At 50.4% G+C, this 13,285-nt stretch carries 13 protein-coding genes; 1 reads left to right on the top strand and 12 read right to left on the bottom strand.

From position 1 onward, the window contains the following. Positions 1-9: 9 nt before the first annotated feature. From QVF11_RS15415 to QVF11_RS15365, 11 genes are all read right to left on the bottom strand, one after another. Complete coding sequence (locus QVF11_RS15415; RefSeq protein ID WP_287858083.1) at positions 10-960, bottom strand: lysophospholipid acyltransferase family protein; 951 nt, start codon at positions 958-960, stop codon at positions 10-12. Between the two features lie 2 nt (positions 961-962). Then, positions 963-1,631 carry a DsbA family protein gene (locus QVF11_RS15410; RefSeq protein ID WP_112213835.1) on the bottom strand — a complete coding sequence of 223 codons (669 nt, stop codon included), beginning with the start codon at positions 1,629-1,631 and terminating at the stop codon, positions 963-965. A gap of 71 nt (positions 1,632-1,702) precedes the next feature. Beyond that, positions 1,703-1,912 carry a DUF4762 family protein gene (locus QVF11_RS15405; protein ID WP_110275820.1) on the bottom strand — a complete coding sequence of 70 codons (210 nt, stop codon included), beginning with the start codon at positions 1,910-1,912 and terminating at the stop codon, positions 1,703-1,705. Positions 1,913-2,015: 103 nt separating this feature from the next. Beyond that, positions 2,016-2,687 (bottom strand): DNA-binding response regulator, encoded by a 672-nt coding sequence (locus QVF11_RS15400; RefSeq protein ID WP_287858081.1) that lies wholly within the window; start codon positions 2,685-2,687, stop codon positions 2,016-2,018. Between the two features lie 22 nt (positions 2,688-2,709). Continuing rightward, complete coding sequence (locus QVF11_RS15395) at positions 2,710-3,258, bottom strand: fimbrial protein (protein WP_112213837.1); 549 nt, start codon at positions 3,256-3,258, stop codon at positions 2,710-2,712. Positions 3,259-3,267: 9 nt separating this feature from the next. Then, entirely contained in the window at positions 3,268-4,320 is a 1,053-nt protein-coding gene (locus QVF11_RS15390; protein WP_287858079.1) for a fimbrial protein, read from the bottom strand. Further along, a complete protein-coding gene (locus QVF11_RS15385; RefSeq protein WP_112213839.1) occupies positions 4,320-4,949 on the bottom strand; it encodes a fimbrial protein in 630 nt (209 codons plus the stop codon). The genes QVF11_RS15390 and QVF11_RS15385 overlap by 1 nt, the downstream gene beginning before the upstream one ends. A gap of 17 nt (positions 4,950-4,966) precedes the next feature. Then, on the bottom strand, positions 4,967-5,710 hold the full coding sequence (locus QVF11_RS15380; protein WP_287858078.1) for a fimbrial biogenesis chaperone: 744 nt from the start codon (positions 5,708-5,710) through the stop codon (positions 4,967-4,969). 25 nt (positions 5,711-5,735) lie between these two features. Then, positions 5,736-8,210 (bottom strand): fimbria/pilus outer membrane usher protein, encoded by a 2,475-nt coding sequence (locus tag QVF11_RS15375; protein WP_112213841.1) that lies wholly within the window; start codon positions 8,208-8,210, stop codon positions 5,736-5,738. A gap of 75 nt (positions 8,211-8,285) precedes the next feature. Continuing rightward, complete coding sequence (locus QVF11_RS15370; protein ID WP_287858077.1) at positions 8,286-8,840, bottom strand: fimbrial protein; 555 nt, start codon at positions 8,838-8,840, stop codon at positions 8,286-8,288. A 79-nt stretch (positions 8,841-8,919) separates the two neighbouring features. Beyond that, the gene (locus QVF11_RS15365; protein WP_110275828.1) at positions 8,920-9,447 is read right to left on the bottom strand and encodes a fimbrial protein; all 528 of its coding nucleotides are present in this window, start codon (positions 9,445-9,447) and stop codon (positions 8,920-8,922) included. A 740-nt stretch (positions 9,448-10,187) separates the two neighbouring features. Between QVF11_RS15365 and mutS the strand changes: the two genes are divergently transcribed. Continuing rightward, positions 10,188-12,749 carry a DNA mismatch repair protein MutS gene (gene mutS / locus QVF11_RS15360; protein WP_112213843.1) on the top strand — a complete coding sequence of 854 codons (2,562 nt, stop codon included), beginning with the start codon at positions 10,188-10,190 and terminating at the stop codon, positions 12,747-12,749. 91 nt (positions 12,750-12,840) lie between these two features. Here the strand turns inward: mutS and QVF11_RS15355 are convergent, their stop codons facing one another. Then, a complete protein-coding gene (locus QVF11_RS15355; RefSeq protein WP_287858076.1) occupies positions 12,841-13,002 on the bottom strand; it encodes a type I toxin-antitoxin system Hok/Gef family toxin in 162 nt (53 codons plus the stop codon). Between the last annotated feature and the right edge of the window lie 283 nt (positions 13,003-13,285).

The following is a 13,285-nucleotide window of genomic DNA, read 5'->3' as shown; positions in this document are numbered from 1 at the left end:
TATGATGTATCAGTGATTAATAAAATAGAGCGAATGGCTGTGCCACAAAAGCCAATCCTGCGGATAATCACGCAGGGTATTTTCAATAATCGTCGGCAACGTTGCCGCGACCTCTTTTGGCGACAGCGGGGAATAGATTTTTATTTTTATCCCTTGCTGATAATAGAGGTGATAAAAAACCACCTGCGCCGACACGATGCGCGAAAACCGCTGTACGCCGTTGTGTAGTTTTGCCGGACGGCCAAATAGCCGACAGCTTATTTTCCCGGACTGTGCTTCATGGGTCTGAACGGTGTAATCGGCTGGAATATCGGGGAAAATAATCATATTTTCCCGCCCTTCAGAGACATTAGTCATTAGCGCCATCAGCTCACTGGCCAGCGATGTATTATCCTGGTGGATGGAGCAGTAAGAGAGCGCGACGCCGCCCATTGCGCGGCTGGCGACGGTGTAGCTTTCCGCGCTGGACGAGACCACCACGCTGGCTTTGCCCGGCGTCACGCCGGCCCCGACCATCGCGGCTAAAATATCGGAAACGCAGTGCAGCGGCGCGAGGACCACCGGCGTCTTTTGCGCCACCAGTGGCGCAACCACCGCATCAAGCTCTTGCGTACACGCCTGCATCTGGCGCAACGTTGCCGGGTGCTGACCCCAGGTCGCGCCCATCTCCAGCAGTTGGCGGCGCATGGCGATCCACGCGGCGTCAACTCGCCCATCGCCACCGGTCAGGCAGCGATAGTTCTGCGTCGCCACGGCGGTACGCCCGCGATATTGTCTGCCCAACAGCCGCAGCGTGCACAGCGCACGAACGGTTAGCAACAACAGCGACATAGGGGTATAACACATCACTGCCCGCACCGCCTTTTGCCCGTAGGCGGCAAAAGGACGGTGTCGCCAGGCAAGCTGCGCGGACCATTTTCTTACGCTGAAGACGCCCCAGACGATCAGAAAGCGCGTCACGCTTACTCCTTGTCCTGAGCTAACAGCTGACGCATATAGTCGGCAAATTCAGGAAATTGACGATCCTTCGCCACGACGTATTTTTTATTAACAATAAACAACGGCGTCGCGTTAATGTCATAGAGCTCGGTGATTTCCGCCATATATTCCAGCCGCTCGGCAACGGCTTTGCTTTGGCGTACCTGATGATATTTCGCCACATCAATATCGTTCTTTTTCAGCCAGGTATTCAGCGCTTCATCATCAGCTAAATTAATACCGCGAACCATTACCGCGTTAAATGCCGAGTCGCGCGTCTGACGCTCAAGGCCCATCACTTCAAGCGTCGCAAAAACCGGTGCATAAACTGCCAGACCATTTCTTTCAGCGGTAATATGGATAACTTCGAAGGTGCTATCTGCCGGTAAGGTGGCGGCAAATTTTTCGATATCTTCCTCATTCGACGCGCAGTAGTGGCAGCCATAGGACAGTACTTCAATAATACTGCTCTCATGTTTTATTGGGCTACTGGCAATAATTCCATCGTCAATTTTCCGTAGCGCCGAAGGCTTACTGCTATCGAATGAAAAAGTATTAAATACAAAGATGTGATAACACAAAACAGTCATCAGCGACGAAATTAACGCCACCAGAAACGTGTAGCCAACAGCGGTAATAGGTTTTATTTTCATTTCGATACCAGGCTCGCGAAAAAGGCGTAAAAATATATGGAGGGTTTCCCCTCCATATACCACTGCAGAAATTACTGGCGGATGCGGTTCGGTACTACGCACATACCATCAGCAGCATCTTTCATGCTAACGGTTGAGTTGCCGTGCTTATCCGTGCAGGTGGTCACTTCTTTACAAGAAGAAACACCACCAACAACCACAGTTTCGTAAGAGCTGGTGCAAGTTTCCTTACAGGTCCCGCCAATAATACCCGCTGCTTCAATCATGCTTAATTTTTGCATTTGTTAGTTCCTTAACTATTTATATTGAAATGTATTTTCTTACACTTACCTACTGGCTTAGATACCTGCCAGTAATTTTGTCGATGTCATACGTTGCACGCTGCTATATACAAGGCGTGGCGACGATACACTTGAAAATGTTAAACAGCTCAACGTTATTTTTGGCGTTTAATTTTTTCATCAGCCCTCGTTTACTGCGGCTTAAGCGACGAACATCAATTTGTTGCTCAGAGGAAATTTGCGAAAGCGATTTTCCTTTGAATATTTCTTCCATCAACCACCAGTCATCGCTGGAGATGCTGTTATTAAAATCTCTTGCCAACCATTTTTGCCGTGTGTAGTTAATCAACGAACGGCTAAAGAATATTTTTTTTGCTACTAGTGCCTGAGAATCTTCGATAAAGCTAGAAAAGTTGCTCAGTGATTCATTCTTTAATAACCAACTGGCTTCCGGGAGAAGCGAATGCAGTGCAAAAAAGAGAGCGAGATTATTGCTATCTAACAGAATAACCAGTTGCTGATTTTCCCGGCAATAATGTTCTTTAATGGTATACAACGCATTAAAGCGTTCATCCGGTAAGCTGTCGACATCACAGAGGATCCAATGCAGCTCATCTCTCTTTTTTGGTGAACGCAGCGTGCTAATCAGTTGCGAAAAATGTTCGATCTTTGAGAAAGAGCAGTCCGGCTCGCGGGCAGTAAGATCGGCAACCGCGGAACGCACACCTTCAGAGAAAAAAATATTTTTATCGTAGAGAAAGAAATGGCGGCTCATTTTTAATCATCCTTGATCGGTTCTACTGATAGTTTAGGGTGTAATTTGCCGTGGCCTGAAAGGCACCGGTTTGCAAGGTTTCGTTACTCAAGGCATCCGGTTCCCCTTCCACAAAAGCTTTAAAATTTAACTGCATGGTGGCATCGGAAATGGCAACTGCGGTAGTCGGCGTATTCAGTGAAATAGCCGTACCATTACTCTCTTCAAAGCCAATACCAATCCCGCTGGCGGAATTGGGCGCTACCGGCGTAATCGCCAGGCGATCGCTCATATTGGCATTTTCCGTCCCGCTAAAGGTCACAGTGACGGAATTAAAGACATCGGTACTGCAATCCTGTAGCTCAATAACAAACGCTTTGGGCTGAGATTTCCCTTCGGCGTACAGCGAGCGGGTTGAAATTTGGCCAAAATCCACGGCGATGTTTTTTGACGAAGGCACGATACTGCAGCCCTGGGCAACGACGGTTCCCTTGAAGTTTAAATCGCCGCCGATCAGCTCTCCGATGGCATGCGCCGGGGTGACTGCCGGTAGCGAACATATGAGTATCATTGATGCGATTAATTGACGCATGCTGTCCCCTTACTGAAACTCAGCGACCACGGTGGCCGATGCCTGGAAATCCCCTTCAAGTACGTTGGTCCCGGCATTGGCAATCGGTGCGGCGGTCAGATTCCAGGTTCCCTGGTTATTATTAAAACCCGGGACGTCATAAAACTTATTCGCGGCCACTAAATTGCCGCCGGAATCCTTCAAGATAATGCCAAGGTTGGAGCGGTCGACGGCCCCGGTGGTACCTAAATAATCGCTATTAAAACTGGCGGTATTAGCCTGCTGAATTCCCAGGCGAATATTCAAGTTACCGGTCGCAAAACTTCCCCCTTCACACTTCACCTGAATCGGCACGGACTGGCTGTAGTTGTTGCCGTTAAGCTGTGAACCAGAGCTGGGGATAGTGTTAAAATCAACAGTGATCGGCGAGCCGGAGTTGACGATACATTTGTCCGGAACAGTAATAACTCCAGAGTTAATTGAGACAATCGACATGGGCGTGGTCCCCATACCGGCGCTGTAATTGCCCAGGCGACCGTAAAGTTTAGCTATTTCGGTACCCAACAGGTTTACGCCGTTAACAATCGGCTTGGTGATCATAAACGTCACCCGCCCCTGCGCGCCGGATTCAAAGTTATTAAACTGAGTGGTTGGTGGCACGCATTTGTTCTGAAATGCATCGTTCGATTCATTATTAAAAGGCACAGGAAGATACGCCATTCGTTGGCCGCGGATGTAAATTTCAATTTTCACATCCATATAATCATTGAGTTTTAAATATCCCGCCGAACTACCCTGCTGAAGTAACGAGGCAGTAGCAGAATAATAGATGGCCTGATTTTCCATGGCGATAGTGCAGCTGGCTACGCCAGAGTATTGGCCGCCTAATGCAAAAGTATAAGGAATGGTCGCCCCGATACTGTTGTTGGTAATATCCTGGTTGGCGACGTCAATATTATACATTTTAGGTCCGCCAACCGGCGTAATTTCCCCTTCAACTGCCGCTGCGGTTTCCCAGGACAGCAGGCCACCGAATAGCAAAATAGCGACGCGGGTTTTACGCCAGATAACCATAGCAGCCATTACAGATACTCCATTTTTAAACGCAGCAGTCCGCTAAAATTACCGGCGGTCACGTTTCGCCCGGTAGACTCCAGTACCGCAATAAACGTCAGGCTGCTGTCGCCGGTTTTCACAATAAACGGCGGCTGGGTTTGATTGATATCCAGCGCGCGCTCTTTGATATCCAGCAGGCGAATACCGGCTCCGGAGGTGCTGCCAGTCAGGCGTAACAGTTGACGATTATTCTCGTCCGACTCGCCGATAAACGTCATCTGTACCGCCTGCTCGCCAGTGGTATAGAGGTGCTTGCTATTTCCCGTAGTCCTTGATGCGATGCTGTCTCGCGCCTGTGACGCCCCTTTCAGGCAATCTCGCAGTTCAACGCGTACCAGTACCGGCTGGCTACGATCGCCCGCCTGATGAAAACGGCGGGCGCTAATTTCGCCCAGTTCGATGATTTGCAGACGGCTCTGCGGGGCAAGGACGCACGGCGAGGCGTAAACGGAACCCTGAAATATCACGTTACCGCCATCTTCCCCCTGATGATCCTGGTTATAGTGCTGCGGCTGTAGCGGAATATCAGCGTCGGCCAGCGCTGGCATGCTGAGACCGAATACAAACAGTGCGAATAGCGATAAACGCGTTTTCATCATCAGGTTCCTCTCAATTACCCTTGCTGCGACGGCGGCAGAGCTTTACAGGTATTTCCCGCACAGCGATATTTCAGTTCCGGATGGCCGCCATAGTCATTCACGTACATCATGGAAAAATCACTAATTCCGCCATCTGTTACGCTGAACTCCAGACTGGATTTCGGTGCAATCATTATTCCAGGAAATTTCGTTATTTTTTCACCCTTCGTCCGCGACAGGCTAATGATGGTGATGTAATAAGGCGTCGGGTTTTGCGCGCTCATTTTATTGCCGCTTTTTTGAAAGACGACCTGATCCTGCCAAATCTCGCTTTTGCTTTTTGGGATAATGGCGGTTGGGCGGAAAAATAATTTAATCCGCGACTGCATCGCTAATTGCAGGACATTCGCTTTATCTGGCTTAGGCGGAATTTCACGCACGCTTAAATAAAACAGGCTTTCACGATCCTGCGGCAGCTGATTGATGCCATCAGTCTTGGTCACGCGCGCGACGCCTTTTTGCCCGCCGTTAATTCGCTGCAAAGGCGGCAGCACCACCAGCGGAGAGGTGATTTTATTGCCTTTGCTGTCCTCGACCCAGGACTGCGCCAGAAACGGAATATCCGGGCTGGTGTTGGTCAAATTCGCGCTTGCCGAGCTATCTTTACCGGTGATAATCAAGCGAGTGCGATCCAGTGAAACGCCCGCCTGAGCGGTACTGCTTACCGCTGTCAGCATCAGGGCGCCCACCCAGCAGAGTTTGTTACTTGTCATGCTCATTTTTGGCCTTTTATTACTGTCACTGTCATTTACACGGCAATAGCGCGGCTGTCGAACGACGCTCTATAGATGGCGGAATGGTTATCTGACACTGCTTTTTCCCGCTCCACATCACGCTTAGCGCCTCTTGTGGGTTCACGCCCGCCAGCCATCCCTGTCCGCCTTCCATAATCATCGACACGCTAACGCCATCGCCGTTAATAACCTCGGCGCCAAACGGAGGATAGGTACCGTCAGCCAGGCGAATGATGCCCATCATCTTCTCGCCCTTCGCCATGCCAAAGGTCTGATAGCCAATAGCGCCTTCGGTCAGCGTGGCGGTGCTGATGGCTTTTGCCGGTTCAATCGATTCCGACATCGCATCGACATCAACCCGGGTATCAAAGCTGTTGTAGCTCACGATGTCCGGAATCACGGCGATACCGAAATTGTTAGTTCTTGATTTCCCGTCATTTAGCGGGACGTCGCCGATGCCGTTGGTATTCACCATCACGCGAGCGGTGTTGAGCGTCGCGCCGCTGTTATGGATCGCCGCGCCGTGTCGGGTGGCGGTAAAGCCGCCGCGCAGAGTGCTGCTCAGAGAGATATAGCGATCCTGCTGATAGCTGGCGTTGCTGTTGATTTCGGCATACTGCGAGCGGCGCTGATAATAGCCGTCGACGTTGGCATAACCGCTCTGGCTCGCCCCTGCACGCAGTCGCCACAGGTTGTTGTAGTCGCTGCTATCGGTATACGAGAGCATCGGGCTGGTTTTGCCGTTATTGGTCTGCACGTCCAGACCACTCCATTTGCTATCGCCAACCGGAACAGAAAGCGAAATAGCGATCGAGTCGTCTTTACGCCCTTCATAATCAGAACGATATGCTGAAATATTGGTGGTGATCCCGCGAATATTACCGACGTTAAACGAACGCCCTAAAGAGATGCCGTAGCGATCCTGACTACTGCGATTCCAGTAATTCTGGTGGGTATAGGTCAGGAATACAGTGGTTGCCTTGCCCGGCTCATCGGCCCAGAACGTTTTATTCCCGGTAATGGTATAAACTTCTTTTTCGCGCCCAAGGCTGTCATATCCCTCATAACGCTCGTTGAGATATTGCGAGAAAGAGCGGAAATCTTCCTGAGAAAAGCGATATCCGGCGAAGGTAATTGAACTGTTATATTCGTCGAAGGTTTTCGCATAGCTCAGCTTAAATGAGGTGCCTTTAAGTCGTTTCTTATTCGACTGCTGACTATAAGATTCAGTGGCATCCAGCGAGAGCGCGCCAAGAACGCTTAAATCACGACCAATACCAGCGGAAACCGCAGTATATTCAGCCCCCGCGCTTTGCAGCCCACCATATAGCGACCAGGCGTTGCTTATCCCCCAGGAGAAGTCGCCGGAAGCGAATCCCGGTCCCTGAATTTTATGGCTGTAACGGGATGGCGCACCGATCGCCACGTTATAACGCACATAGCCCGGACGCGTGAGATAAGGAATATTGGCGGTGTTGACCTGGAAAGTGGAAATGGAGCCATCCTGCTCTTCCACCTGTACATCCAGCGTACCGCGCACCGAACTACGCAGGTCCTGGATATTAAACGGCCCGGCAGGGACCGTGGTCTCATAAATAATGCGCCCGCTCTGCTTCACCGTCACTTTGGCATTAGTCTTGGCCAGGCCACGAATTTCCGGCGCGTACCCTTGCAGATTTGGCGGCAACTGACGCTCGTCGCTGGCGAGATTAAGTCCGGTAAAGCGCACGGTGTCGAAGACCTGAGAATCAAGGTAGATCTCCCCTGCCGTCAATTTTGCCGCCAGCATCGGCAACGGACGATACGCGTAGATCTGATTCATGTCGAAATCGAACTGGTGCGTTGAGCTATAGTAACTGGTTTGATACTCACCGCGTAAACGCCAGCCTCCGAGGTTGACCCCGGTCTGACCATATCCGCTCAGGGTACTGTAATCTTCATGCATATCAAGCTGCCGGGTGTATTGCCCGGTCAGGCTGTAGTCTAGCAGGAACCCACCAATTCCCTGGTCCCAGCGCTCTGGCGGCACCCAGTTCGGGTCGTTGTATTTCATCCACGCCTGTGGGACGGTGATATCCAGCACGCCAGCGTAGTTACTGAGCGTAGCGCCGGGAAGGCTGAGCAGGTCATAGCAATCCGCAAAAGGCTGCGCAACCTTCAGTTGTGCTTCCTCTTTCAACGCTAATCTTGAAAGGATTTCGCCGTTAATACAGGCCTGGGTATGCTTCTGGTCTTTAGAGGGCAGATAGCGAACTTTTTGCTGCCCGACTGCCTGGCCATTAATTTTAATGTCTAAGAGATATTCGCCAGGCGGAACATAGTTATCGGTAGCAAAACGGGTTAAATCAATATTGCCACGGTCGGCGGCATCCAGTACGTCGGTATTGAATTCTACATCCGAGGAAGCACAAGCCATAGAAGTGCAGCAGAAGAAAAGTATCTGAGAGAGGATTACATTTATTTTTATTTTTAGTTCTGCTGACATGACTATTCATCCCGAATCATTCAGTAAAATATCGTGCGCGACAAACAAGCTAAAACAAGAATAACTGGCTTGTTTCTAGTTATAATCCATAAAGAAACGAGTGACGGCGTAGAAATCCCCTGCCTTTATATGTTGCTGAACCGGAACCAGTGAAGCGGTGAATTTCAGCGTATTATTCTCATCACTCAAAAGATATCCCGAAGAGGGTTCCCCAAAGGTTAAAACCTCTCCATGGCGATCGCGAATCTGTATACCAAACCCTTTCCCTTCGCCATCAGGTATTAATACCGTAGAATCTTGCGAAGAGGCGTTTCCTGTAAAGGTAATTGTGGCAAAAGCGCCTGGACTTGACTGATTATCACTGCCGAAAGACTCGCAACCGATTAAGCGCACCAGAAAAGGCCGGGTAAGCTTGCCCTCTTGATCCATATTAATATCGCGAGCGGATATATTGCCAAAATCAACCCATAGCTCTCGCGAGTTAGGATCAATATCACATGCGGCGGCAACCAACTCGCCAGAAAGTTCCAGCTTTCCAGGAGTGAAATTAGTACTCAAAGCATGTCCGGAAAAGAGTAATACAGATACGAATAACCCTATCAGTCTCTTTTTCTCTGTATCCTTTACCATACTCAGAATTCCATATTATCTGGTATATAGCCAAATATCGCGGGGAGAAATCTCCCCGCGAACGATAACTCAAAAACGATTATTGATAATCGATAGTGAAGTTGATCGTTGACTGGAATGCACCAGCGGTTACGGTCGGAGTACCGCTTTCTGCTTTCAGGAACGCAACAAAAGGAATAGTGTTAGTTCCGTCAACCAGAGTTACCGGAGTAGTCTGCGCGCCCCAGGTAACAGTCTGGCTAGCGCTGTCTTTCAGGCCGATACCCGCACCAGATGCGGAACCAGAAGTGAATGCTGCCAGAGTAGGATCGTTCGGGTTAACCGAAGTCGGGGTGTAGGAAACAACGGCACTGCTGGCAATGGTGGTATCGCAGTACTGCAGTTCGATGTTTTTGGTTTCAGTTGCCTGACCACCGCCTTGCAGCAGGGAAACAGGAACCTGACCAAAATCAACGGTTACCGGGCTGGACGACGGGGCTAAGCCGCAAGCGGTATTGACCAGCTCACCCTGAAGTTCAATCTGACCGTTAGTTGTATCAGCCAGAGCAGACATAGAACCGAGAGCAGCAGTTAATGCCACAGCCATAGCAACTTTATTCAGTTTCATAGAAAATTCCTGCGTTATAAATTTTTATCCTAAAAAGTAAAGAGCGATAAAGTCGTGGTATTATATTTGCCCAACGACCTGCAGCCCTCCGCATTACCGAAAAATCCGTTTTAATAATTAAACCGCCACAATAAGATTTAATTACAGCCAGATCCCCTGGTCGATAAAAATATTATCAAATCATTTTCCATGTAAAAAGTAATACATTGAACGGGTAATTAAAAAAACATTTAACCTCGCGAACATTGTTAGCCCAGGAAATTAACTCGCAGAGCATTGAGATACATCCTAAAAACAAATTACGAAAGGTTATTAATAGATTAAAAACTATAAAAAACCATCGTTGAATAATTGTAAATTATATTACATTTAATTAACATTAAAATAAATCCAATCCATGTCATGATAGAAAATCGCTAAACATATTGAAGAAACAATATGTTTCATGGCGTTTCTGCATAGATGGCAGAACATATATCTATTCGAAACATCGAACAAAGTTCGCCGCTATGCTGCCATAAGCACGCGATTCCTCATCTTTAACTTCGCCATGCCATCCACTCTGGCCCCACCTCTTCCTTCTTGTTTTCCTGACATTCAGACTCCGTTATCATGCTGCCTATGTGCAGATGAAAAGAAACGCAGAGTTTCACAGAAACCAATGAGGCGGAGTGCGACGTAATGAGAACAATAAACTCCGCTAACTCATTAAAACTTAAGAGAATGGACATCATAAACTGATGAGTACACTAGAGAACCTTGACGCCCACACGCCAATGATGCAGCAGTATCTCAAGCTGAAAGCCCAGCACCCGGAGATCCTGCTGTTTTACCGGATGGGGGACTTTTACGAGCTGTTCTATGATGATGCTAAACGCGCGTCACAACTGCTTGATATCTCGCTGACCAAACGCGGAGCGTCGGCGGGCGAGCCGATCCCGATGGCCGGGATCCCGCACCACGCGGTGGAAAACTATCTCGCCAAGCTGGTTAATCAGGGTGAATCGGTCGCCATTTGCGAACAGATTGGCGACCCGGCCACCACCAAAGGGCCGGTCGAGCGTAAAGTGGTGCGCATTGTTACGCCCGGCACCATCAGCGATGAAGCGCTATTGCAGGAGCGTCAGGATAATCTGCTGGCCGCCATCTGGCAGGACAGCAAAGGCTTTGGCTATGCCACTCTGGATATCAGCTCCGGGCGTTTTCGCTTGAGCGAACCGGCTGACCGGGAAACCATGGCGGCAGAACTTCAGCGCACCAATCCCGCCGAACTGCTGTACGCTGAAGACTTCGCCGAATCCTCACTGATCGAAGGCCGCCGCGGACTACGCCGCCGCCCGCTGTGGGAGTTTGAAATCGACACTGCGCGCCAGCAGCTCAATATGCAATTCGGCACCCGCGATCTCATCGGGTTTGGTGTGGAAAATGCGCCACGCGGACTGTGTGCTGCTGGCTGTTTGCTGCAATATGTCAAAGATACCCAACGTACCTCGCTGCCGCATATCCGCTCCATCACCATGGAGCGCCAGCAGGACAGCATCATTATGGATGCCGCCACTCGCCGTAATCTGGAGATCACCCAGAACCTGGCTGGCGGCATTGATAACACGCTAGCCGCGGTGCTCGATTGCACCGTCACCCCAATGGGCAGCCGTATGCTTAAGCGCTGGCTGCATATGCCAGCGCGTGATACCGATGTGCTGGTAGAACGCCAACAGACCATCGGCGCGCTTCAGGAACGTTACACTGAACTGCAGCCGATACTGCGCCAGGTTGGCGATCTCGAACGTATTCTGGCGCGTCTGGCCCTGCGCACTGCCCGTCCGCGCGACTTAGCACGTATGCGCCACGCGTTCCAACAACTGCCGGAACTGCGCGCTATGCTGGCCGATGTTGACTGCGCACCGGTGCAACAGCTACGTGAGAAGATGGGCGAGTTTACCGAACTGCGCGAATTGCTGGAGCGGGCGATTATCGATGCGCCGCCGGTGCTGGTTCGCGACGGCGGCGTTATCGCTCCCGGCTATCATGAAGAACTCGACGAGTGGCGGGCGCTGGCTGATGGCGCAACGGACTACCTCGATAAGCTGGAGATCCGTGAACGCGAGCGTCTGGGGCTAGATACGCTGAAAGTGGGCTACAACGCCATTCACGGCTATTACATCCAGATAAGCCGCGGTCAGAGCCAGCATGCACCAATTCACTACGTCCGTCGTCAAACCCTCAAGAACGCCGAGCGCTACATTATTCCTGAGCTGAAGGAGTATGAAGACAAGGTACTGACATCGAAAGGGAAAGCCCTGGCGCTGGAAAAACAGCTGTACGATCAATTATTCGATATGCTGCTGCCGCATCTTGGTGATCTGCAACAGAGCGCCAACGCGCTGGCGGAGCTTGATGTGCTGGTTAACCTTGCCGAGCGCGCGGAAACGCTCAACTATTGTCGCCCAACCTTTAGCGATAAACCGGGTATTCGTATCAGCGAAGGCCGCCACCCGGTGGTTGAACAAGTGCTGAAAGAGCCGTTTATCGCTAACCCGCTAAACCTGACGCCACAGCGCCGAATGTTAATTATCACCGGTCCGAACATGGGCGGTAAAAGTACCTATATGCGCCAGACTGCGCTGATTGCGCTGCTGGCCTATATTGGCAGCTACGTCCCGGCGCAAAAAGTCGAGATTGGCCCTATCGACCGTATCTTCACCCGCGTTGGCGCGGCAGATGACCTTGCCAGCGGTCGCTCGACCTTTATGGTGGAAATGACCGAAACCGCCAATATTTTGCATAACGCCACCGAGCACAGCCTGGTGCTGATGGATGAAATTGGCCGCGGTACTTCAACCTACGATGGCCTGTCGCTGGCGTGGGCCTGTGCGGAAAATCTGGCGAATAAAATTAAAGCGTTGACCCTGTTCGCTACCCACTACTTCGAGCTGACCCAACTGCCGGAGAAAATGGAAGGCGTCGCCAACGTCCACCTTGATGCACTGGAGCATGGCGATACCATCGCCTTTATGCACAGCGTGCAGGATGGCGCGGCCAGCAAGAGCTACGGTCTGGCCGTCGCAGCGCTGGCCGGAGTGCCGAAAGAGGTGATTAAGCGCGCGCGGCAGAAACTGCGCGAGCTGGAAAGCATAGCGCCGAGCGCTGCCGCCACTCAGGTGGACGGCACGCAGATGTCGCTGCTCTCCGCTCCGGAAGAAGCTTCGCCTGCGGTTGAGGCGCTGGAAAATCTCGACCCGGATTCATTAACGCCGCGTCAGGCGCTGGAATGGATTTATCGCCTGAAGAGTTTGGTGTGATTCTTACAATCTCTTAGAAGTAAAAACGGCAGTGCTTATCGTGCTGCCGTTTTAAAAATATAAATGGGTGCGAGAGGATGCTTCCTGACAATCAATACGCGGGGTTACCCCCGAGCTGTTGATAATTCTTCGATTCGTAAGCGAGAATAGCTTTAAACTCCATACTACGCTCTTTGATGCTCAGTTCGCATAACGAATCGCGCACCATCAGCGTAAATCCCAGCGCTGTGATACACAGCACAATGATTGCCACAAGGGCATATTTTGCCTCCCTGCAAAGAAGAGACTAACATCTGAGTTGTCTAGGTTCATCCATTAGCCTCAGTTGATAAAAATATCTCCTGGGGCTTTCGTCTATCTGGAACCTCAAAAATGCTCAAAGCCAGATAGCCTCAAGCACCCACGTTTATTCTATACCCGCTGATGACGAAAATTACCTTGAGTAAGTTAAATTCCATCTTTTTATTGCAGGTTGCGATAATGCTCGCAAGAGTTTATAGCTATTAGCCCCAGCTTTAATTTATAAATCAAATATA

Source organism: Klebsiella sp. (assembly GCF_027492335.1).
GTDB classification, from domain to species: Bacteria; Pseudomonadota; Gammaproteobacteria; order Enterobacterales; family Enterobacteriaceae; genus Klebsiella; species Klebsiella huaxiensis.
This window is presented reverse-complemented; position numbering and strand designations above follow the sequence as displayed.